This window comes from Saccharopolyspora hirsuta (genome assembly GCF_008630535.1).
Classification (GTDB): Bacteria; Actinomycetota; Actinomycetes; order Mycobacteriales; family Pseudonocardiaceae; genus Saccharopolyspora; species Saccharopolyspora hirsuta.
In genome coordinates, this window is sequence record NZ_VWPH01000008.1 from 23780 (window position 1) to 45405 (window position 21626).

Consider the following 21626-nt stretch of genomic DNA (forward strand, 5'->3'; position numbering starts at 1 on the left):
CCTTCCCCGAGAGGAGAACCGTGCCCTTCGCGCTGGTCGCACTCGCCGTTGGCGCCTTCGGCATCGGCACCGCCGAGTTCGTGATGATGGGCGTGCTGCCGCAGGCCGCCGCCGAGCTCGGCGTGTCCATCCCGACCGCGGGCAACCTGATCTCCGGCTACGCCCTCGGCGTGGTGGTCGGAGCACCCGCGCTGACGCTGCTGGGTGCCCGGTTGTCCCGGAAGACGATGCTCGTCCTGACGATGGGCCTGTTCACCGCGGGCAACGCGCTCTTCGTGCTGGCGCCCAGCGCCGAGGTGGGCGTGGCGTTCCGGTTCCTGACCGGGCTGCCGCACGGCGCCTTCTTCGGCGCCGGGGCCGTGGTGGCCGCCAGCATGGCCGGTCCGGGCAACCGGGCCAAGGCCGTGTCCATGATGTTCATGGGGTTGACGCTGGCCAACGTCGTCGGCGTGCCACTGGGCACGCTGCTCGGGCAGCAGTTCGGCTGGCGGGCCACCTTCGTCGTGGTCGCCGCGATCGGCGCGGCCGGGGTGGCCGCCCTCGCCCGGCTGGTGCCGGACCAGGGGCGGCCCGCCGCGGGCGGCTCCGCGGTGCGCGAGCAGCTCGCCGCCTTCCGCTCGCCGCAGGTGTGGCTGGCGCTGGCGATCGTCACCTTCGGCCTCGGCGGCACCTTCGCCGTGCTGAGCTACCTGACCCCGATCCTCACCGACGTGTCCGGCTACTCGCCGACCGCCGTCACGCTGCTGCTCGCGCTGGCCGGGCTCGGCATGACCGCGGGCAACTTCATCGGCGGCCGCATCGCGGACAAGGCCGTGATGCCCGGCGTGTTCGCCGCGCTGGTCGGGGTGGCCGCGGTGCTCGGCCTGTTCACCGTCACCTCCGGCAACAAGGTGACCGCCGCGGTGACGGTGTTCGCCATCGGCGCCGTCGGCTTCATGGTCGCGCCGATCATGCAGGCCCTGGTGATGGACAAGGCCGGTGGCGCGCCGTCGCTGGTGTCGGCCGCGCTGCAGTCGGCCTTCAACATCGCCAACTCCATCGGCGCCTACGCGGGCGGACTGGTGATCGCGGGCGGCCTCGGCCTCCTGGCGCCGAACCTGGTGGGCGTGGGCCTGGCGGCGATCGGCATCGCCCTAGCCGCCGCGCTGGCGGGCGTGGACCGCAAGCGCCAGGCGGTCCCCGAGCCGGTGGTGGATCCGGCCCCCGAGCCGGTGGTGGAGCCGGTCGTCGAGCACCAGCCGGTGGAGCGGCCGGTCGCGGTTCCGGTCGCGGCCTGATGGGACCGGGGTGCCCCGCTGAAGCCCGGCGGGGCACCCCTGCCATCCGTGGTCGGGATCATCGACGGCGTCGAGCTGCTCGACCCCGGCGTGGTCCTGGTCAACCGCTGGCCCCCGGGCGCCGCCGCGGCGCAGGCCGCCGACGGCACCGGGCGAACCAATCGGCAGACCGGCACGGTGCTCGGGTTGAGCGAGAAGACCGTGGAGAGCCACATGACCCGCCTGCTCGCCAAATCCGGCTGCCGGTCGCGCGTGGGACTGGTGGTGGCGGCGAACCGCCGGTACGGCCAGGCGTTCGGCCGCCCGGCGGCGTGATCAGCCGAGGCTGTGGCCGTGCTTGTCCGCAGCGGCGCCCATCGCCGCCACGTCGGTGTCGTTGAGCGGCGGCCCCACCACTCCGCGCTCGCCAGGCGTGCCGATCTCGGTGCACAAGTCCTCGACGCCGGCCGGGGCGTGCATGAGGTGCATGCGCGCGGGCTCGTCCTGGCTGAGGCTCCGGAAGGAGTGCTCGACGCCCTTGGGGATGTGGACGACATCGTCCGCGCCCGCCTCGTGCTCCTGGTCGTCCGCGTTGATGACGAGCTGCCCTTCCCGCAGGACGAACGTCTCCGACTCGTTGTGGTGGGTGTGCGGCGGCGGTCCGGCGTCGGCCGGGACGATCGCTTCGATCATCGAGAACTCGCCGTTGGTCCGTTCCGACCGCAGCAGCGTCGTGCACGTGTCGCCGACGAGGAACACGGCGTCGCCGCCATCCGACGGGACGTGCACGCGGGAGGTATCGGATGACATTCGACGTCCTTCGCGTTGTGGGGGCCGCGTTTTCGGCGGTGAATCCCGGACGTGGCGAGAGCTGTGCGGGGCGCGTCAGTGGGCTGCTGCCTCTCGTGCTCCGGAACGCTTCCCGCTCGGGTCTCTGAGAAGAGCTTTCCCGTTGGCGGAGCGAGAAGGCGAGAGGTGAACGAGGAATCCGCTGGTGTTCCTGCTGGGCGATCCCGGCCGCGGTGGTGCGGCGCGACGAGCTGGTGCGAGCGGTGTGGTCGCATGAGTTCGGTGACGCCTCGCCGGTCACCGTTCACCCGGCGGTCGCGGGAGGAGATCGAGCACGATCCGCCGTGCCGGATGCTGATGACGGTACGTGCGGGCTATCGGTTCGACCTGCCGCGATGAGAGCAGGTGGCACCTTCCTCGGGTTGGCGGCCGGGCTGTTCCGGCCGTCCGCGGGAGAGGTGCGGGTGTTCGGCGACGAGGTGCGCGGCCGACTGCACCCGGATGCGGCGTTCCTGCCGCAACACCGGCCGCTGTACGCGAACTTCACCGTAGCGGAGATGATCCGGGCGGTGGGCGCGATGAACGAGCGGTGGTCGTCGGAGCGCGTCGAGGAAGCCCTCGCCGCGCACCCGGAGATGCACCCCAGCAGCCGCGTCGGTTCGCTGTCGCAGGGCATGCGCACTCAGCTCGCGCTCGCGCTGTGCCTCGGGAGGCTGCCGAAGCTGCTGCTGCTCGACGAGCCGATGTCGGATCTCGATCCGCTGGCCCGCGAGGAGTTCCTCCGGCTGCTGCTGGCCGATGTCGCCGAGCGCGGGATGACGGTGGTGCTGTCCTCGCACTCGCTCGGCGAGCTGCGCGACGTGTGCGATCACCTGGTGCTGCTGCACGGCGGCGAGGTGCTGCTCAGCGGTGACGTCGAGGAGCTGCTCGACGACCACCTGGACGTCATCGGCCCGGCCGACGACGGGTCTTCCCCGCCCGGAACGGTGATCCACACGAGCCGGACGGGCCGGCAGCAGCGCGCGCTCGTCCGCGCTCCCGGCTCGCTCGCGGCGGGCTGGGAAGGGCAGCGCCCGGACCTCGAAGCGCTCGCGATCGACTACCTGCGGGCCAGGCGGACCAGCGGCTGACCGAGCTGCGAGGCCGACCGTGCGTACGAGATTGCGCGCCCGCCCGAGTCGTTAGCGTGGCGAAGTGGGTCTGGTCGCCGGCGGTTCGGAGGCCTAGGGTCCGGTCGCGAGGTACCCACCGGTGGACGGAGCGGCATTGAACCAGATCAGCAGCACCGAGCACGCGACCAGCTCCGTGGACGACGACGGCATCGCCACGGTCACGATCCGCAACGCCAAGGTGTTGAACATCGTCAACAGCGCGGTCAGCGCGGAGGTGACCGCGGCGGTCGGCGAGCTGGCCGAGCGGCCCGAGGTCCGGGCGCTCGTGCTGCGCGGCACCGGGGACCGGGCCTTCATCGGCGGAGCCGACATCACCGAGATGTCCACTTTGGACCGGCGCAGCGCCGAGGTGTTCATCGACGGGTTGCGCGCGCTGTGCCAGGCGGTCCGGGACTTCCCGGCGCCGGTGATCGCGCGCGTGCCGGGCTGGTGCCTCGGGGCCGGGCTGGAGGTGGCGGCGGCCTGCGACCTGCGGATCAGCAGCAGCACGGCGCGGTTCGGGATGCCGGAGGTCGCCGTCGGCATCCCGTCGGTGATCCACGCCGCGCTGCTGCCCCGGCTGATCGGTAATGGCCGGGCGGACTGGCTGATGCTCACCGCCGAGAACATCGACGCGGAGACCGCGCTGTCGTGGGGACTGGTGCACGAGGTCGTCGCACCCGAGGAGCTCGACGCCGCGGTGGCCCGCGCCGCCCGCCGGTTCGTCGAGTTCGGACCGTCCGCGGTGCGCCAGCAGAAGAAGCTGCTGCGCTCCTGGGAGGAGCTGCCCGTTGAGCGGGCGATCGCGGACAGCGTCGCCGAGTTCGGCGCCGCCTTCGACACCGGCGAACCCCAGCGCTACATGACCGAGTTCCTGAACCGCAAGCGGAGCTAGGTGGTCGTGAGTGCGTAACGGTGTTCGAACACTGTTACGCACTCACGACCCCTCGGCGAGTTCCCAGGCTCGGACGCGGGCGCGCTGGGCGGCGCTGATCAGCTGCTGCCAGGCGTGCTCGTCGAGACCGGGAGCCGGGCCGAGCAGGTGCAGCGCTTCGGGGGTTCGGTCGTCGGGCTGGTGCGGGTGCACCTCGATCGCCGCGAGGTCGCCGCGCGCCGTGAACAGCGCGGTCGGGTCGAGGCGCGGGGCGGAGCGGGTCGCGCGGAGTTCGGCGAGGAGCGGATCGCGGTCCCGGCCGCGCAGGCGGGTCAGCAGGAACGGGTCGGCGTCCAGCATCGGGGCCAGCACGTAGTGCACCGCCGCCGCGTGCGCGCACGGATCCGCGCGACTGGTGCAGGTGCACGTGGAGCTGAGCTCACCGGCCTTCGGGAACAACGACAGGTCGACCTCGCGCAGCGTGTCGTCCACGTCCTCCGGCAGCTCGCCCCGCAGCAGCGCGGCGGCGTGCCGGAGCTGCCCGGCCAGCGCCGCGACCGCGGTCCGCCACTCGGCGTCGGTGAACACCGGCAGCACCAGCACCACGTCGAGGGCCTTGCCGCGCGCGTGCACCTGGGCGCTGACCGAGCCCGGTGCGACCACGACGTCCCGCACAGCTCCGCTGCGCGCCAGCGAACGTCCTTGCGGCAGGCGGGTGTTCGGGTAGGTGGCGCCGAGCGACTCCAGTGCGCGCCGCCAGCGCCGACCCCACCAGGTGGCGCCGAAGGCCTCCGAGTTCTGCGACATCAGTCCTCCGTGGACAGTTCGACGAGTTCGCGCAGCGCTTCGTCGGTGAGCTCGGCGAGCCAGGACTCGCCGCTGCCGACCACCGAGTCGGCCAGCGCGCGCTTCTGCTCCAGCAGTTCGGCGATGCGCTCCTCGAGCGTTCCGTGCGCGACGAGCTTGTGCACGTGCACGCGGCGGGACTGGCCGATCCGGTGCGCGCGGTCGGTCGCCTGGTCCTCTACCGCCGGGTTCCACCAGCGGTCGTAGTGCAGCACGTGCGTGGCGCGGGTCAGGTTCAGCCCGGTACCACCGGCTTTGAGGCTGATGACCAGCAGCGGGGCGGCGGTGTCGTCGTCCTGGAAGGCGTCCACCATCGCCTGCCGCCGCGCGGTGCTGAGCCCGCCGTGCAGGAACGGCACCTCGGGCAGCCCCAGCTCGGCGGCGAGGTGCCCGGCCAGCAGCTCGCCCATCGCCCGGTACTGGGTGAACACCAGCGCCCGGTCGTCGGCGGCGACCACCTCGCCCAGCATCTCGGTGGCGCGGGTGAGCTTGCCGGATCTCCCGGCCAGCGGGCCGGGTTCGCCGAGGTAGTGCGCCGGGTGGTTGCAGATCTGCTTGAGCGCGGTGAGCAGCTTCAGGATGCGCCCGCGCCGCCCGATCCCGGTGCCCAGGCCCGCGTCCAGCGCCTCGCGCACCGCCCGGCGGTACAGGGCGGCCTGCTCGTCGGTCAGCGCGCAGGCGACCACCGATTCGACCTTGGGCGGCAGGTCGGTGGCGACCTCCGCCTTGCGGCGGCGCAGCAGGAACGGGGCGATGACCGAGCGCAGCCGACGGGTGGCGTCGGTGTCGTGCCACCGCTCGACCGGGACCGCGAACCGCTCCTTGAAGCGGTGGAAACCGCCGAGCAGCCCCGGATTCGCGAAGTGCATGATCGACCACAGCTCGGCGAGCCGGTTCTCCACCGGCGTACCGGTCAGCGCCACGCGGGCACGGGCGCGCAACCGGCCAGCGGCCTGTGCCGTCTGCCCGTGCTGGTTCTTGATCTGCTGCGCCTCGTCCAGCACCACCACGTCCCAGTCCACATCGGACAGCAGGGTGTCCGAACGCAGCAGGGGATAGGTGGTGATCACCGCGCTCCCCGGGGTGAACGCGGCGGCGTCCGCCGGTCGGCGCGGGCCGTGGTGGCGGACCACCGGGAGCTTCGGCGCGAACCGCTGCAGCTCGCGCTGCCAGTTGTCCACCACCGAGGTCGGGCACACCACCAGCTGCGGTCGGTCCCCGGCGCGGGAGGCCAGCAGCGCGATGGTCTGCACCGTCTTGCCCAACCCCATGTCGTCGGCGAGCACCGCGCCGAAGCCCAGCTCGGCCATGCTCTGCAACCACGCGGCACCCCGCCGCTGGTAGTCGCGCAGCGTGGCGTCGACACCGGTCAGGCGCGGTTCGGACGGCGGTTCGCCTAGCCGGTCCACCAGCGCCCGCAGCCGACCCCCGGCGGAGACGTCGACCTCGCCGAACTCGGTGCTGCGCCGACCTTCCAGCACGGCGGCCAGCGCTTCGGGCTCCGACAGCGCCTGCGTCCTCCCGAGCCTGGCGCGGACTTCCGCCGCCTCCCGCGCGTCCACGCGGACCCAGCGGCCGCGCCAGCGCACCAGCGGACGGCCCAGCGCGATCAGCTCGTCGAGGTCGTCGGCGCTCAGCACCTCGTCGCCGACCACGGCTTCCCAGCGGAACTCCGCGTCGTCCACGGCGTGCAGGCGCGCCCGCAGTCGGCGCACTCCGGTGAGGTCGGTCGGCACCTCGACGGCGATGCCCGCCGCGACCAGTTCCGGCTGCCTGGTGGCCAGGAACTCCGCAGCCTGCTCGACGTCCAGCCGCGCCTCCGCGGGCCGCGACTCGGACAGCGCCGCGTCCAGCGGCCGGAAGATGCGCGCGGCTTCTGCGAGTCCCTGCACCAGCGCGTCCTGCGGCGAGCCGGGCAATTCCGCGGCGCTCGCCGACCAGACGCGCTCGGCCGGTACCGAAACCGCCGGATCGGCCTCGGACCGCAGGTGGAAGCTCAGCGCCCAAGGGCCGTCGTCGTCGGCCGGAACCTCCAGCCGCAGCTCCAGCTTCCCGCCGAGCGGTGCGACCGGCTCCGACGAGAGTTCCCGCGCCCACGCCCGCAGCGCCGACCTGGTGGGTTCGTCGAGCTCGACAGCCGGGTCCGGCCCGGTCAGCGCGGCGACCCACGCCCCGGCCCCGGCGATCGCCGCACCACGTGCGCAGGTGTCCGCGACGAGGTCGCCGAACGCGGCCAACATCTCGGGCGCGGTCCACATCCCGCCATCGCGGCGCAGCGCGTGCGCGGCCGGGGGCATCGCGGCGGCCAGCGCGGCGAACCGGCTGTCGCGCAGGTTCGCCAACCGCCAGCACGCGGTGCTGTCGCGCACGTCGGGCACCAGGTGCCCTGCGGTGACGTGCTCCAGGGCCAGCTTCGCCGCCACGCTCCAGGCGATCAGCGCGTCCCCGGGGCGCTGCCACGCGGGCCAGCGGTCCGGGGACGGCATCGCGGCGAGCGGGCCGAGGGCGTCGGCGATCGGCACCGCGACGGCGGGCACCTCCGCCGCGACGACCTCGTCGTCGGCGGGCAGGACGGTGGCCAGTTCGGCCGCGCGGCCGTCCGGGAAGCCGAGCTCGCGGGCCGCTCTCGCGGGATCCGCCGTGCCCCAGAGGGCCAGCTCGGCCGCCGCGGGCCGGAACGTCGCCTGCAACCGGTCTGGAACTGCGGGTGGTCGAGCGGAAATGGCGATCCTCCGTCCAGCGGCCGTCGAAGAGCGCAAGGCACCCCCGACTGCGATTTCCCCGTGCCCCGAACAGTACCGGGAACAATCGGGAATTTCCAAAATCGCAGTTCGCCGGAGCAATTTGACAAATGGGCGGACCGCATGTCCGCGGCGGACTTGACTTTTTCGCGGTTCTTGCTACCAGGAGGCTCTGACCAGGAGTTTTGCTCTCGTGGGCGGAAATGGCGGTAAGCGCGACCATCGCCGCTCGCGGATTGTTCTCGGCGACGAAGTGACCGGCACCGGGAATGGCGCGTCGGGCCGGTCGTGCGGCAATCGCATCAACGTCGCCAACCACCGGTCGCGGCGCCGCCAGCGGTGCGGGTGACGCACGTTGGGGGCAGTGGGCGGGCGCGGAAGTTGATCTCCGGCCAGGGTGGTGATCACTAGCCACTTCCGTGAGGAGACGTCGATGCACCGAACCATTGCTCGCTTCGTGGCAGCTGCCGGGATCGCGGCCGCCGTTCTCGCCGGAGCGTATGGCCTCGCCCACGCCCAGAGCCCGGCCGCCCCCTCGTGCGGCGTCGCGGAGAACCTGTACGTGCTCGACGTCGGGCTCACCCTGACCCCATCGCTCTGCTGACCGGAACACCGGTGGCGGGCGGCGCCCGCCACCGGCGTCAGGCGGCGACGCGTTCCGGCACTGGCTCCGGGGTCGGGACGGCGTTGCGGGGGAGGATCCGGTCGGCGGCCACGAGGACCAGCCCGAGGAGCCAGAAGGCCCCGCCGTAGATCAGCAGGTTCAGCGCGAGGCCGTCGTAGCCGAGGACGTCGAGGTCGATGAACGGGTACGGGTAGCGGTTCGGGCCGTCCAGCAGCGCGCCGCGGACCAGCGCGAACACCAGGTAGCCCACCGGGTACGCCAGCCAGGCCGCCGCGGCGGCCCAGCGGAACCGGCGGTGCTCGTCGAACAGCAGCCAGTCCGCGACGGCGGCGATCGGGACGATCACGTGCACCAGCTGGTTGGACAGGTCCGCGGTGCCGGAGGAGGCGGGGGTCATCTGGAACGGCGCATCGGCGAGCACCAGGTTGTAGACCAGGCCGGTGATGGCGATGTAGAGCGTGGAGCCGCCCTTCAGCCACGCCGGGGGTTGGCCGCTGCCGCGCACCGTCGCCCAGGAGGCCCAGGCGAAGACGACCGCGACGAGCGCGTTGCTCTGGATGGTGAAGTACACCAGCGAGCTGGCGAAGCCGTCCTTGGAGGTCAGGTAGACGCCGATGACGGCGGTGATCAGCACGGCGATCCGGAACAGCGCTGCCAGCGGCCTACCCATGCCCACCCCGAAGATCCGAAGAATCCTTCACGATTCAGGGTAGCTGCGGCGCCCGTGCGGTCCGACGTGATCCCGGACGCACCGGGGCCAGGGGCTCTTGAGTGCTTTCCGGTGCTACGGCACCAGAAAGTGCTCACGGGCCCCGACCGGTCTACTTCGCCAGCGAGCGGACCGTGAGCATCTGCTCCGCGCGGCCCACCGGGCCCCGGGTGTCGTGCAGGACGGTGCTGGTGATGCCGCGGCCGTCGGCGCCGAAGACGACGCTGGTGTCCAGCCCGGTCCAGCCGCCCTCCGGCTGGCGGTGCAGGTGGATCGTCAGGTCGACGTTGGGGAACATCCACTCGGTCGGGGGCTGGCGCACCGCGATGCCGTTGGCGGTGTCGACGAGCGCGATGAAGGACGCGGCGGGCCCGGCCTCCTCACCGGCCACCAGGTCGTAGGAGGTGGACATCCACGCGGCGGTGCGCCCGGGCTGCGGCTCGCCGACCGTGCGGGCTTCCAGCGAGGCGATGAACCCGCCCGACCACAGCGAGCTCATCGGCCACGGCTCCAGCGTGTCCGGGTGCGGCAGCGGCTCCGGGGCGCCGCCCGCGACGGTGCTGGTGTCCTGCGCGGAGAGGTACCAGGCGCGGGCGCGGACCACGGGTCGACCGCCGATGATCGCCGTGGCCTCCACCAGCGCGATGGTGCGCCCCGGCCGGACCGTCTCCACCTGCACCTCGAACTCGTCGAGGTCGATCTTGCCCAAGATGTCGAAGCTGACCCGGCTGAGCAGCAGGCCGGGACGCTCCTCGGCGCGCTCGATGGCGTGGACGAGGAGACCGCCCAGCGGGCTGAAGTGCTGCTCGTCGCTGCGCCACGCGCCGCTGGCGTGGGCGGTCGGCTTGAACCGGTTCGCGTCGAGGCGTTCGAAGTAGCTGGGCGTCAACGAAGATCCCTCTTCCCGCTCGTGACTTGCCGTTCCAGGGTATTTGCCGCCGAAGTCCGGGCCGAGCGGGCTGTGTCGATCCCCACGCGGAGCGGGCCCGGCCCGGAGGAGATCCGGACCGGGCCCGCGGGGGCGCCGGGTCAGCTCCGGGTGACCAGGGAGCGCAGGAAGAACACCAGGTTCGCCGGGCGCTCGGCGAGGCGGCGCATGAAGTAGCCGTACCACTCGTCGCCGTAGGCCACGTAGACCCGCAGCTTGCCGCCCTCGGCCGCGATCCGCTTCTGCTCCTCGGTGCGGATGCCGTACAGCATCTGGTACTCGAAGCTGTCCGCGTCGCGCCCGGCCCGGGCGGCCAGGTCGGTGGCGATCGAGACCATCCGCGGGTCGTGGCTGGCCACCATCGGGTAGCCCGCGCCGTTCATCAGGATCTTCAGGCAGCGCACGTAGGAGCGGTCCACCTCGGCCTTGTCCTGGTAGGCCACCGAAGCCGGTTCGGAGTAGGCGCCCTTGCACAGGCGCACCCGGGAACCCTCGGTGGCCAGGTCGCGGCAGTCCTGCTCGGTGCGGTGCAGGTAGGCCTGCAGCACCGCGCCGGTCCACGGGAAGTCCACCCGCAGGTCGCGGAGGATGCCCAGGGTGGAGTCGGTGGTGGTGTGGTCCTCCATGTCCAGGGTGACCGTGGTGCCCGCGTCGGCCGCCGCCTCGCAGATCAGCCGCGCGTTGTCCAGCGCGATCTTCTCGCCGTCGCTGGGCAGGAACTGGCCGACGGCGGAGAGCTTCACCGACACCTCGGCCCGGTCGGCCAGGCCCTCGGCCTTGAGCACCGAGAGCATCCGCTGGTAGGCGCGGACGGTGTCGTTGGCCTGCTGCGCGTCGAGGGTGTCCTCGCCGAGGTGGTCGAGGGTGACGTGCATGCCCTGGTCGCGGAGCGCGCGGGTGGCGCTCACCGCGTCCTCGGGGGTGGTCCCGGCGACGAACCGCTTGACGACCGGCTTGGTCAGCGGGTTGGCCTCGACGAGACGGCGCACGCCCTGGGAACGGGCGGCGGCCAGCAGGGTGCTGCGCAGCATCGCGGCTCTCCTTCTGGTGAAAGGTGTTCGGGGTGGGGATCTCCTGCCTTCCGCGTTGCCTGCTTGATGCGTGCCGCGGTCCGCCGGGGGCCTGCGACCAGCACCGGCGAGGGGTTCGGAGTGGGTGGAGTTGCGCGGTGCGGGGCACCGCTGGCCGGGGGCCGCGAGTTCCGCTGAGGTCGGACCTCCGGCGGAACTCGCGGCTGCAGGGCCGTCAGCCCATGTGCGGGTAGCCGATGGAGGTGGGGGCGTCCCAGGTCTCCTTGATGGCCCGCGGGCTGGTCCAGCGCTGGATGTTCAGCAGCGAACCGGCCTTGTCGTTGGTGCCGGAGGCGCGGCTGCCGCCGAAGGGCTGGCGGGACACGATCGAGCCGGTGGGCTTGTCGTTGACGTAGAAGTTGCCAGCGGCCCCGCGCAGCTTGCGGTGCGCCTCGTCGATGGCGCTGCGGTCGGTGGCGAACACCGCACCGGTCAGCGCGTACGGGCTGGAGGCGTCGACGACGTCGAGGATCTCGGAGTACTTGGCGTCGTCGTAGACGTGCACGGCGATGATCGGCCCGAAGTACTCGGTGGTGAACACCTCGTCGCTGGGGTCGCTGCCGACCAGCACGGTGGGCTCGACGAAGTAGCCGACCGAGTCGTCGTAGCCGCCGCCGACCAGGACCTCGATGGAGTCGGTGGCCTTGGCCCGGTCCAGCGCCGCCTTGTGCTTGGCGAAGGCGCGGGCGTCGATGACGGCGCCGCCGAAGTGCGAGAAGTCGGTGACGTCGCCGTAGCTGATGCTGCGGGTCAGCTCCGCCAGCTCGTCGCGCAGACCGCCCTCCCAGATGGAGCGCGGCACGTAGGCGCGGGAGGCCGCCGAGCACTTCTGGCCCTGGTACTCGAAGGCGCCGCGGGCGAACGCGGTGGCCAGCGGGGCCGGGTCCGCGGACGGGTGCACGACGATGAAGTCCTTGCCGCCGGTCTCGCCGACGATGCGCGGGTAGCTGCGGTAGGAGTCGAGGTTGTCCCCGATGAGCCGCCACAGCTTCTTGAAGGTGGCGGTGGAGCCGGTGAAGTGCAGACCGGCGAAACCGGGGTCGGTCAGCGCGACCTCGGAGACGGCCTGGCCGTCACCGGTGACCAGGTTGATCACGCCCGGGGGCAGACCGGCGGCCTCGAACAGCCGCATGGTGAAGTGCGCGGCGAACTGCTGCGAGGGGGTCGGCTTCCACACCACGGTGTTGCCCATCAGCGCCGGGGCGGTGGGCAGGTTGCCCGCGATGGCGGTGAAGTTGAACGGGGTGATCGCGGTGACGAACCCGTCCAGCGGGCGGTAGTCCATCCGGTTCCACTCGCCCGGCACCGACCGCGGCTGCTCGGCGATGATCTGCCGCGCGTAGTGCACGTTGAACCGCAGGAAGTCGATGAACTCGCAGGCGGCGTCGATCTCGGCCTGCTGCACCGACTTGGACTGGCCCAGGATGGTGGCGGCGTTGATGGTGTCCCGCCACGGCCCGGCCAGCAGGTCCGCGGCGCGCAGCAGCACGGCGGCGCGCTCGTCGAACGAGGTGGCCGCCCACGCCGGGGCGGCGTCCTTGGCGGCCTGCACGGCGGCGGCGACGTCCTCGCGGGTGGCCTGCGCGGCGGTGCCCAGCACGTGGGAGTGGTCGTGCGGCTGGACCACGTTGAACTTCTCGCCACCGGCCAGGCGCTGCACCCCACCGATGGTCTGGGTCAGCTCGACCTGCTCGGACTCCAGCTCCGCGACGCGCTTTTGCAGCGACTCGCGTTCCGGCGATCCGGGCGCGTAGCCCTTGACCGGCTCGTTGTACGGAACCGGTACCGAGGTGATGGCGTCCATGGCCAAAGTCGCCTCCTTGTGAGAAGTCGCTGTTGTGCGTCAATGCCGCTGTTACTTGGGAGGTTAAGGTTTCGTTAGCCGGTGGAGCTTGTCCGATCGGCTATCGTTGTCCGTATCGGGTTGTCCGGTTGAACAAGTGGGGTTCGTGGTGCGCGAAGTCGAGGTCGACGCGGTCGGCGTCGCCGTGGCGGGGGTGCCATTGCGCCAGCTCCTCATCGCCGTCGGAGAACCCCTGGTCGACGTGCTCGCCGCGCCCCGCGGTTTCGACGTCGAGGTGCGCGACGTGGTCATTGTCGACCCGGAGGAGGAATCCGGCAGCGGTCGGAGCGGCGACTTCGTGCTGGTCATCGGCGCCCGCGGGCGGGCCGCGGTGCGGCTGGTGCGGGCGGCGGCGCGCGAGGGCGCGGTGGCCGTCGCGGTGAAGGTGGGCTCCGAGACCGACGTCCGGGTGCTGCGCGACACCGCGATCGACAGCGGGATCGCGCTGCTCGGCGTCCGGCCGGAGGTGCGCTGGGAGCGCCTGGAGTCCTTCGCCCGCTCCGCGATCGACAACGCCAGGCTGACCACCGACGCCGACCTGGGCGAGGCCCTCGGCGACCTGTTCTCGCTGGCCCAGACGGTGGCGGCGATGACCGACGGCATCGTGTCGATCGAAGACACGGCGAGCCGGGTGCTGGCCTACTCGCGCTCCGACGACGAGGTCGACGAGCTGCGCAGGCTGTCCATCCTGGGCCGCCAGGGCCCCGAGCCGTACCTGGTGATGCTCCGCGAGTGGGGCGTCTACCAGCGGCTGCGCGCCGGGGAGGACGTGGTGCGCATCGACGAGCGGCCGGACCTGGGCATCCGCCGCCGGATGGCGGTGGGCATCCACGCCGGAACCCAGCCGCTCGGCTCGATCTGGGTGCAGGAGGGCAGCCGCCCGCTGTCGGAGCGCTCCGAGCGCGCCCTGCTCGGCGCGGCGCGGGTGGCGGCGCTGCAGCTCGTCCGGCAGCGCACCGAGGCCACCGCCGGGCCGCGCTTCCGCGAGAACCTGCTGACCGGTCTGCTCGACGGCCGCATCGACGCCCAGTCGGTGGCCGACAACATCGGTGCGGACGCGGCGAAACCGGCGGTGGTCGTGGTGTTCACGCTGCGCCCGTCGGAGCCCAACGCGGACCGCTCCGAGCTGGAGCTGCAACGGGCGGAGATGACCAGCCTGATCTCGGTGCACGCCTCGGCGTACCGGCGCAGCGCGCTGGTCACCACGATCGGCTCGCGGGTCTACGTGCTGCTGCCGGACCTCCCGGAGCGCTCAGCGGTCGCCTCGACGCTGAGCCTGACGAGGGAGATCGTCGCGGCGGCCAAGCAGCACCTGCGGGCGCGCGTCCAGGTGGGGGTCGGCTCGGAGGTGCGGACGCTGGACGAGGCGGCCGAGTCGCGCAACGAGGCCGACCGGGTCCTCGACGCGATGACCCACGACCTGCACGCGGAGATCGCGACCATCTCGGACGTCCGCGCGCAGGTGGTGATCAGCGAGCTCCTGACGGTCCTGCAGGGCAACGAGCGCTTCCGCGACGCCCGCCTGACGACCCTGCGCGAGCACGACGCGGAGCACGGCACCGGCCTGGCCCGCTCCCTGCTGGCCTACCTGGAGGCCTTCGGCGACGTCCGAGCGGCCAGCGACCGCCTGCACGTCCACCCCAACACCCTCCGCTACCGGGTCCGCCGAGCGGGCGAGATCACCGGCATCGACCTGTCCAACCCGGCGGAACGCCTCAACGCCCACCTCCAACTCCTCCTCGCCCGCCGAACCCGCCGCTCGTGAGCGGGATTCCCGCTAGGCGGAGAAGACGGCCGGGCTGTCTGAGCAGCCAGCGAACCGGCATGGAGGCGTCTCAACACCTACCTGCAACTATCTCTCGCTCACGGTCTCGCCAGTATCAGGTTTTTATGATCAACGTGATCACGGCGGCGCTGGCGGAAACAAGGGTTCCAACGGCGGAAAAACTGGCCGCTACTCCGTGAAACCCGGAGAACAATCGCTTGAAAAGCCGTCCCCACATGGATCTCCGGACGAACCACTTCAATTTCTGCCAGCGGTGCTCCCGAATCCAGCAGCCCATCAAGATACCGCTGGCGTTGTTTCGGCAGAACTCCTGGTTCCGGGTTTCGGCGCAGCACCACACAGGGGCTTGGAACAGGCTGTACAGGAACGCTACGGCTGATAGCACCACGAGAACGTTGGGGCCCAGCGAGCCGCTGAACCACCCGTAGACGACGACCAGCGCGACGACGTACCCCCAGTATTTCTTCAGGAACTTCACGTGGACCGAACGTAGAGTACGGGTGGGATGGGGAGACAGGTCCAAATGGGTAGTCGCGATCGATGTTCGGGTGGAGGTCGTTGCTCACGTCAAGATTCCAGCCGGTCTTCGGGTAGATGTGCGGATGTGTCACCGCGAAGTGACTGCCATTCATCTCGGGATGACTTCGTGACAATTGGGCCGCGAAATCGCCTCAGGCGCGGGGGCGCCAGCGGCCGAAGCCCCCTTCGGTGTTGAGGACCTGGCCGGTGATCCAGCGGGCTTCGTCGGTGGTGAGCCAGGCGATCAGGCGGGCCGGGTCGTCCGGTTCGCCGTAGCGGCCGTGCGGGAACATCGGGCGGATCATCTGCCAGGTCGGTTCGTCCAGGTAGCCGGTGTCGACCGGGCCCGGGTTGACCGTGTTCGTCGTGATGCCGGTGTCCGCCAGCTGGTCGGAGAGCGTCAGGGTGATCTCGGCGAGCGCTCCCTTGGCCGCGGCGTAGGCGACCTCGCCGGGCATCGGGCCCTGCTGCTGGCCGGAGGTCATGAACACGATCCGCCCGCCCGGGCGGCCGTCGTGCTGCGCGGCGAAGGCCTGCGCGAGCAGGATCGACGACCTGGTGTTCACCGCCCAGTGCCCGTCGAGCATCGCCGCGTCGAGCTCACCCAGCGCGCCGTCGCCGCCGCTGCGCGCGTGGTTGCAGACCAGGATGTCGAGGTGCCCGAACTCGGCCACCACGGCGTCGAGGAGCTCCTCCGGTGCACCGGGCGCCGCCAGGTCGGCTGCGGCGTCGGCGATCCGCGCGCCGGGAACCAACTGCTCGGCCACCCCGGCGAGCACCGCGTCGAGGTCGTCGCCGCCCCACGGCTGCTCGACGTCGTGCGGCCGGTGGTGCTGCACGAACACCGAAGCGCCGTAAGCCGCCAACCGGCGCGCGATCGCGTACCCGATGCCCTGCCTGCGGCTGACCCCGGTCACCAGGGCGGTCCGGCCGCGCAGCGGAAGGGGGTCGCGGGAAAGATCAGCTTTGGTCATGCGCGGCAGGGTAGAGCGCGATCGTGACCGATGCCACCGAATTGTCCGGATCGCGCTCCGTGAATACGTACCCGTGTGGGTATTTGCACCGGTCCGCCGCGGACACCGATCCGGCACCCTCGGTTCAGCTCCCCCGAGGGAGCGTGCAAATACCGGTCGACCGCTCTCTCCCCCCGAAGCCGGTCTCCGGAAACGCCGCGCCCTGTCGCCACCCGGCGGCAGGGCGTGCGGTTCGTCCGACCCCCTCCCCGACGGGCCGGACGAACCGCACCGGTGTCAGAGCTTGCGGAGGCGGACCCGGTTGATCGAGTGGTCGACGTCCTTGCGCAGGACCAGGGTCGCCCGGGGGCGGGTGGGCAGGATGTTCTCCACCAGGTTCGGCTCGTTGATCGTTCGCCACAGGTGGTCGGCCTCGGCGCGGGCCTCCTCGTCGGACAGCTGCGCGAAGTGGTGGAAGTGCGAGTCCGGGTTCGCGAACGCCGTGCTGCGCAGCGCCAGGAAGCGGTCCGCGTACCAGCGGGCGATGTGCTCGGTGTGCGCGTCGACGTAGATGGAGAAGTCGAACAGGTCCGACACCGCCAGGCTCGGTGCGGGCTGCAGGACGTTCAGGCCTTCGATGATCAGGATGTCCGGCTGCCGCACCACGTTGTGCTCGCCGGGCACGATGTCGTAGGCCACGTGCGAGTACACCGGCGCGGCCACCTCGGGGGCGCCGGACTTCACCTCGGTGACGAACCGCAGCAGCGCGCGCCGGTCGTAGCTCTCCGGGAAGCCCTTGCGGTGCATCAGGCCGCGGCGCACCAGCTCGGCCTTCGGGTAGAGGAAGCCGTCGGTGGTCACCAGGTCCACGCGCGGGTGGTCGGGCCAGCGGGCCAGGAGGGTGCGCAGCAGCCGGGCGGTGGTCGACTTGCCGACCGCGACGCTGCCCGCGATGCCGATCACGAACGGCACCTTGGTGCCGCGGGTCTCCTCGCCGAGGAACGTCGTGGTCGTCTCGTGCAGCCGCTGGCGGGCGGCCACCTGCAGGCTGATCAGCCGCGACAGCGGGAGGTAGACGTCGGCGACCTCGGCCAGGTCGACCTGCTCGCCGAGCCCGCGCAGCGCGTCCAGCTCGTCCTCGGTCAGCGGCAGCGGCAGGGAATCTCGCAGTTCCCGCCACTGGTCCCGGTGCAATTCGACATATGGGCTCAGTTCGCGAACGCGCGTCACAGGCACCCCTCAGCGTTGAGGCCCGGCAGGAACTCCGACGAAAACCCTAAGCCGCCGAACGCCCGGAGCGCTGTGATCCACTCCACGCTGAGACGCAGCGAACACCGCTTGATCGATCGCGGTCGGCCCGGCCCTGGGGTGCTCTAAGCTCCGGCCGATGGGGAGCGTGGGATCGGCGGCGACGCGGTTGGTCGTGCTGCGGGGCAACTCGGCGAGCGGCAAGACGTCCACCGCGCTCGCCGTGCGTGCGCAGCTCGGCCGCACATGCGCGCTGGTCCAGCAGGACGTGCTGCGGCGCACCGTGCTCAAGGAGCGCGACGTGCCCGGCGGGTTCAACATCGGACTGATCTCCACGGTCGCCCGCTACGCCCTGGACCACGGCTACCACGTGATCGTCGAGGGAATCCTGAGCGCGGAGCGGTACACCGCGATGCTGACCCAGCTCGCGGACGACCACCGGGGCGCCACCTGGTTCTACTACCTCGACGTCCCGTTCGCCGAGACGGTGCGCAGGCACGGAACGCGGCCGCAAGCCGCGGAGTTCGGGGAGCAGGACATGCGCGAGTGGTACCGGCCCGGCGACCTCCTGGGCCTGCCCGGTGAACAGGTCATCCCGGCGTCCTCCGCGCTCGAGGAGACTGCTGCGCGCATCCTCGCCGAGGTGTTCGGCGCTGGTCCGACGAGGTGATGCGCGGGTCCCGGGGTGGCGCGGAGCAGACGGACGGGAACCTGCGCGACGGCGAGATCGTGGTGACCTGGACCGTCGCCGATGCGGAACTCGTCCGCCACCGGGTGGACCGCGAGCGGATCTTCCCGGCCGCGCCGCGGGTGCGGAAGGGGCGGACCGCCGGTTCGGCCGAGGACATCCCCGGACCCCGCGGCCGGACGTGAGCGCACGCCCCCGGACGGCAGAACGCCGGACCGCGCTGGGCGATCCGGCGTTCTGCGGGGTCCGGCCGGGGTCAGGTCACTTCTCGGTGGGCTCCGCGTTGGCCGGGTTCAGCTTGGACTTGCGGTAGCCGTAGGCGAAGTAGATCACCAGGCCGATCGCGAACCAGGCCGCGAAGCGCAGCCAGGTCACCGGGTCCAGGAAGGTGACCAGCCAGATCGAGAACGCGATGCCGATGATCGGCACGATCGGCATGCCCGGGCACTTGAAGCCGCGCGGCAGGTCCGGGCGCTTGTAGCGGAGCACGATCACCGCGGCGCACACGATCACGAACGCCAGCAGGATGCCGATGTTGGTCAGCTCGGCGGCCTCGCCGATCGGCAGCAGACCGGCGATCAGCGCGGAGGCGATGCCGATCAGCCAGGTGAACCGGCTCGGCACCTTGCGCACCGGGTGGGTCTTGGCGAACCACTGCGGCAGCAGCCCGTCGCGGCTCATCGCGAAGCCGACGCGGGTCACGCCGAGCATGAAGGTGAACAGCACGGTCAGGATGCCCAGGATCGCGCCGACCGCGATGACCGCGCCCAGCACCGGCAGGCCGACGTCGGCGAAGGCCGACGCGAACGCGCTCTCGCTGCTGATCTGCTGGAACGGGATCATGCCGGTCAGCACCAGGCAGGCCAGCACGTAGAGCACCATCGAGATGGCCAGCGAGTACACGATCGCCTTCGGCATGTGCTTCTGGGCGTCCTTGGACTCCTCGGCCGCGGTGCTCATCGCGTCGTAGCCGAACACCGCGAAGAACACCGTCGCCGCCCCGGCGAACGCGCCGCTGATGCCGTACGGGAAGAACGGGTTGTAGTTGCCCGCGTCGATGTGGAACGCGCCGACCACGATCACCAGCAGGACCACGCCGACCTTCAGGTACACCAGGAAGGTCTCGAACCGGGCGGCGCTCTTCATGCCCTGGTTGAGGATGAAGGCGATCAGCAGGCACAGCAGGGCCGCGAACAGGTTGATCTTGTAGCTGCCGGGCGGCGCGGCACCGTCCTCGGTGCCCGGGGCGCCCATCATCCAGGCCGGGAGATCGATGCCGAGGAAGCCGACCAGCTCGTTGAAGTAGCCGGAGATGCCGATGGCGACCACCGCGACGATCGCGGTGTACTCCAGCAGCAGGTCCCAGCCGATCAGCCAGCCCACCACCTCGCCGAGCACCGCGTAGCCGTAGGTGTAGGCCGAACCCGCCTTGGGGATCATGCCCGCGAACTCGGCGTAGGAGAACGCCGCGGCCGCGCTGGCGATACCGGCGATGAGGAACGAGATCAACACCGCGGGACCGGCCTTCTCGTTGGCCACCGCCCCGGCCAGCGAGAAGATCCCGGCACCGATGATGCCGCCGACGCCGATGGCGGTCAGCTGCCACAGCCCGAGCGACTTCTGCAGCCCGCCACCACCGGTGTCCTCGGTGATGCTGTCGATCGGCTTGCGGCGGAAGATCCCCCGCCCGGGTTGGAGTCTTGGTGCGGTCACGGTTCTACTCCTGGTGCTTTCTATGCGCGAAAGGGTACGTACATGGCGTGATTCGGCCCGGCGAACGTCCCGCGCAACGTCGTCCGTGTCCTGCCTCACCAATCGGTTTGCACGTTGTTGGCGAAACCTACGCGGATGCGGTGCGTGATCATGTTGTGGGGTTGGATGAGAGTTCCCGGTAAGGTTTGGCCGACGGGACAAAACGGCCGGTGGTGGCGTGTCGGGCCGCTCACAGCTGGACGCGGCGCATCGCGAACCGTGACCGGGCGGCATCGCGATCGTTAGGGTTCACGCCGGTGCCAGGCGCAGGAACAGCCAGGGGAAGTGGGAGTGCGATGTCCAGTTACCGCACCGTGGTCGTCGGGACGGACGGCTCGGAGCCCTCGCTGCGGGCGGTGGCCCGCGCCGGGGCCGTCGCCAGCGACTCCGACGCCAGGCTGGTGATCGTCTGCGCCTACTACCCGATGCCCGCCCGCGAGGTCGAGCAGGCCAGCGACGAGCTGGGCGACGAGGCGTTCCAGGTGGTCGGCTCGGCGCCCGCCGAGGCCACGCTGCGCGACGCCGCCGACGTCGCCCGCCGCGCGGGCGCGCACGCGGTGGACACCTCCGCCGCGGTCGGCGCGCCGATCGGGGTGCTGCTGGCCGCCGCGGAGAGGGAAGCGGCCGACCTGCTGGTGGTGGGCAGCCGCGGGTTGAACACGTTGAAGGGGCGGATCCTCGGCTCGGTGCCGTCCGAGGTCTCCCGTCGAGCGGAATGCGATGTGCTCGTTGTCCGAACCACGCGATGAGCCGACCGCGCGCGGCGACGAGATGGAGCGGACCATCCTCGGCAGCGCGCCGCGCTACACCAAGGACCAGGTCGCCGAGGCCGCCGGGGTGCCGGTGCAGCGCGCCGAGCAGCTGTGGCAGGCGATGGGGTTCGCGCACGTCGACGACGAGGCGGTGGTGTTCACCGACGCCGACGTCGCCGCGCTGCGCGCGCTGGTGGAGCTGGTCTCGGCCGAGGTGATCCCGCCCGAGCTGGAGTCGGCGGTGGCCCGCTCGCTGGCGCAGACGATGTCCCGGCTGGCCGAGTGGCAGGTCGGGATCTTCAAGTCGCTGCTGGGCGACAAGTTCGCGGTGGACGTCGAGACCACCGCCCAGGTCGCCTCGGTGATCCTGCCGGTGATGGAGCGGATGCAGGACTACGTGTGGCGGCGGCACCTGGCGGCCGCGGCCTCGCGGGAGCTCGCCGAGCGCGATCCGGGCGCCGACGAGCGGGTGCAGGTGATCGGCTTCGCCGACCTGGTCGGCTACACCCGGTTGATCCGGGACTTCACCGAGCTGGAGCTGGCCCGGCTGATCGACGGCTTCGAGTCGCTGGCCGGGGCGGTCGTCGCGGAGAACCACGGCCGGGTCATCAAGACGGTGGGCGACGAGGTGCTGTTCGTGACCGACACCGCCGCCGAGGCGGCCGAGATCGCGTTGACGCTCAACGAGGAGATCGCCAAGAACGACCTGCTGCCGCCGCTGCGCATCGGGCTGGCCCAGGGCCCGGTGCTGGCCCGCTTCGGCGACGTCTACGGCTCGACGGTGAACATCGCCAGCCGCCTGACCTCGGTGGCCCGCCCGGCGTCGGCGCTGGTGGACCGCGAGCTGGCGGCGTCGCTGCGGGGCCACCCGGACTACCGCCTGATCTCGGTCGGCCCGACCAAGGTGCAGGGCTTCCGGGGCCTGCGCGCCTGGGCGCTGCGCCGCGCCGGGAATTCGTCCGTGTGATCGAAATCCCGGTGAACTTGCTTGTCGCAAGCAAGTTCGTCTGATATCGCCGCGCGGGTGGTCGCCACCTGCGGTTATCGCGATCTCGGCGGCTCGCCGCGGGGGCGTTTTCTCGGTTTTGTCGGTTGC

21 protein-coding genes are annotated in these 21626 nt (G+C 71.4%); 10 read left to right on the forward strand and 11 right to left on the reverse strand.

The window, feature by feature from the left end:
• The first annotated feature begins 20 nt into the window (after positions 1–20).
• Positions 21–1277 (forward strand): MFS transporter, encoded by a 1257-nt coding sequence (locus F1721_RS18245; RefSeq protein WP_150067928.1) that lies wholly within the window; start codon positions 21–23, stop codon positions 1275–1277.
• A 48-nt stretch (positions 1278–1325) separates the two neighbouring features.
• A complete protein-coding gene (locus F1721_RS18250; protein ID WP_246155110.1) occupies positions 1326–1592 on the forward strand; it encodes a helix-turn-helix domain-containing protein in 267 nt (88 codons plus the stop codon).
• Here F1721_RS18250 and F1721_RS18255 read toward each other — a convergent pair whose 3' ends face one another.
• A complete protein-coding gene (locus F1721_RS18255) occupies positions 1593–2066 on the reverse strand; it encodes a cupin domain-containing protein (protein ID WP_150067930.1) in 474 nt (157 codons plus the stop codon).
• A 374-nt stretch (positions 2067–2440) separates the two neighbouring features.
• On the opposite strand from F1721_RS18255, the gene F1721_RS18260 reads away from it, so the two are divergent.
• Together F1721_RS18260 and F1721_RS18265 are read left to right on the forward strand one after the other, a co-directional pair.
• Positions 2441–3175: an ATP-binding cassette domain-containing protein gene (locus F1721_RS18260; RefSeq protein ID WP_150067931.1), complete on the forward strand. Its 735-nt coding sequence runs from the start codon at positions 2441–2443 to the stop codon at positions 3173–3175.
• Between the two features lie 136 nt (positions 3176–3311).
• The gene (locus F1721_RS18265; protein ID WP_150067932.1) at positions 3312–4091 is read left to right on the forward strand and encodes an enoyl-CoA hydratase; all 780 of its coding nucleotides are present in this window, start codon (positions 3312–3314) and stop codon (positions 4089–4091) included.
• A 42-nt stretch (positions 4092–4133) separates the two neighbouring features.
• Here the strand turns inward: F1721_RS18265 and F1721_RS18270 are convergent, their stop codons facing one another.
• Complete coding sequence (locus tag F1721_RS18270; RefSeq protein WP_150067933.1) at positions 4134–4877, reverse strand: SWIM zinc finger family protein; 744 nt, start codon at positions 4875–4877, stop codon at positions 4134–4136.
• Complete coding sequence (locus F1721_RS18275) at positions 4877–7606, reverse strand: DEAD/DEAH box helicase (RefSeq protein WP_246155111.1); 2730 nt, start codon at positions 7604–7606, stop codon at positions 4877–4879. The genes F1721_RS18270 and F1721_RS18275 overlap by 1 nt, the downstream gene beginning before the upstream one ends.
• A gap of 484 nt (positions 7607–8090) precedes the next feature.
• Between F1721_RS18275 and F1721_RS34480 the strand changes: the two genes are divergently transcribed.
• A complete protein-coding gene (locus F1721_RS34480; RefSeq protein WP_170301529.1) occupies positions 8091–8261 on the forward strand; it encodes a hypothetical protein in 171 nt (56 codons plus the stop codon).
• 37 nt (positions 8262–8298) lie between these two features.
• On the opposite strand, the gene F1721_RS18280 is transcribed toward F1721_RS34480, so the two are convergent.
• From F1721_RS18280 to pruA, 4 genes are all read right to left on the reverse strand, one after another.
• Positions 8299–8952, reverse strand: coding sequence for a Pr6Pr family membrane protein (locus F1721_RS18280; protein WP_150067934.1), 654 nt, complete (start codon positions 8950–8952; stop codon positions 8299–8301).
• 151 nt (positions 8953–9103) lie between these two features.
• Complete coding sequence (locus tag F1721_RS18285) at positions 9104–9880, reverse strand: thioesterase family protein (protein ID WP_150067935.1); 777 nt, start codon at positions 9878–9880, stop codon at positions 9104–9106.
• 140 nt (positions 9881–10020) lie between these two features.
• The gene (locus F1721_RS18290; RefSeq protein ID WP_150067936.1) at positions 10021–10950 is read right to left on the reverse strand and encodes a proline dehydrogenase family protein; all 930 of its coding nucleotides are present in this window, start codon (positions 10948–10950) and stop codon (positions 10021–10023) included.
• A gap of 214 nt (positions 10951–11164) precedes the next feature.
• Positions 11165–12793: an L-glutamate gamma-semialdehyde dehydrogenase gene (gene pruA, locus F1721_RS18295; RefSeq protein WP_150067937.1), complete on the reverse strand. Its 1629-nt coding sequence runs from the start codon at positions 12791–12793 to the stop codon at positions 11165–11167.
• 148 nt (positions 12794–12941) lie between these two features.
• On the opposite strand from pruA, the gene F1721_RS18300 reads away from it, so the two are divergent.
• Positions 12942–14597, forward strand: coding sequence for a PucR family transcriptional regulator (locus F1721_RS18300; RefSeq protein ID WP_150067938.1), 1656 nt, complete (start codon positions 12942–12944; stop codon positions 14595–14597).
• 115 nt (positions 14598–14712) lie between these two features.
• On the opposite strand, the gene F1721_RS18305 is transcribed toward F1721_RS18300, so the two are convergent.
• The 3 genes from F1721_RS18305 to coaA form a co-directional block, all read right to left on the reverse strand.
• Entirely contained in the window at positions 14713–15096 is a 384-nt protein-coding gene (locus F1721_RS18305) for a hypothetical protein (RefSeq protein WP_150067939.1), read from the reverse strand.
• A gap of 193 nt (positions 15097–15289) precedes the next feature.
• On the reverse strand, positions 15290–16111 hold the full coding sequence (locus F1721_RS18310; protein WP_150067940.1) for an SDR family oxidoreductase: 822 nt from the start codon (positions 16109–16111) through the stop codon (positions 15290–15292).
• A 276-nt stretch (positions 16112–16387) separates the two neighbouring features.
• A complete protein-coding gene (gene coaA, locus F1721_RS18315) occupies positions 16388–17320 on the reverse strand; it encodes a type I pantothenate kinase (protein ID WP_150067941.1) in 933 nt (310 codons plus the stop codon).
• A 157-nt stretch (positions 17321–17477) separates the two neighbouring features.
• Between coaA and F1721_RS18320 the strand changes: the two genes are divergently transcribed.
• Positions 17478–18008: a kinase gene (locus tag F1721_RS18320; RefSeq protein ID WP_150067942.1), complete on the forward strand. Its 531-nt coding sequence runs from the start codon at positions 17478–17480 to the stop codon at positions 18006–18008.
• Positions 18008–18211, forward strand: coding sequence for a hypothetical protein (locus tag F1721_RS18325; protein ID WP_150067943.1), 204 nt, complete (start codon positions 18008–18010; stop codon positions 18209–18211). Before F1721_RS18320 ends, F1721_RS18325 begins: the two co-directional genes overlap by 1 nt.
• Before the next feature lie 76 nt (positions 18212–18287).
• Here the strand turns inward: F1721_RS18325 and F1721_RS18330 are convergent, their stop codons facing one another.
• The gene (locus tag F1721_RS18330; RefSeq protein WP_150067944.1) at positions 18288–19739 is read right to left on the reverse strand and encodes an amino acid permease; all 1452 of its coding nucleotides are present in this window, start codon (positions 19737–19739) and stop codon (positions 18288–18290) included.
• A gap of 335 nt (positions 19740–20074) precedes the next feature.
• Here F1721_RS18330 and F1721_RS18335 point away from each other — a divergent pair, with 335 nt between their 5' ends.
• On the forward strand, positions 20075–20527 hold the full coding sequence (locus tag F1721_RS18335; protein ID WP_150067945.1) for a universal stress protein: 453 nt from the start codon (positions 20075–20077) through the stop codon (positions 20525–20527).
• The gene (locus F1721_RS18340) at positions 20508–21497 is read left to right on the forward strand and encodes an adenylate/guanylate cyclase domain-containing protein (protein ID WP_246155112.1); all 990 of its coding nucleotides are present in this window, start codon (positions 20508–20510) and stop codon (positions 21495–21497) included. The genes F1721_RS18335 and F1721_RS18340 overlap by 20 nt, the downstream gene beginning before the upstream one ends.
• Positions 21498–21626: the final 129 nt, after the last annotated feature.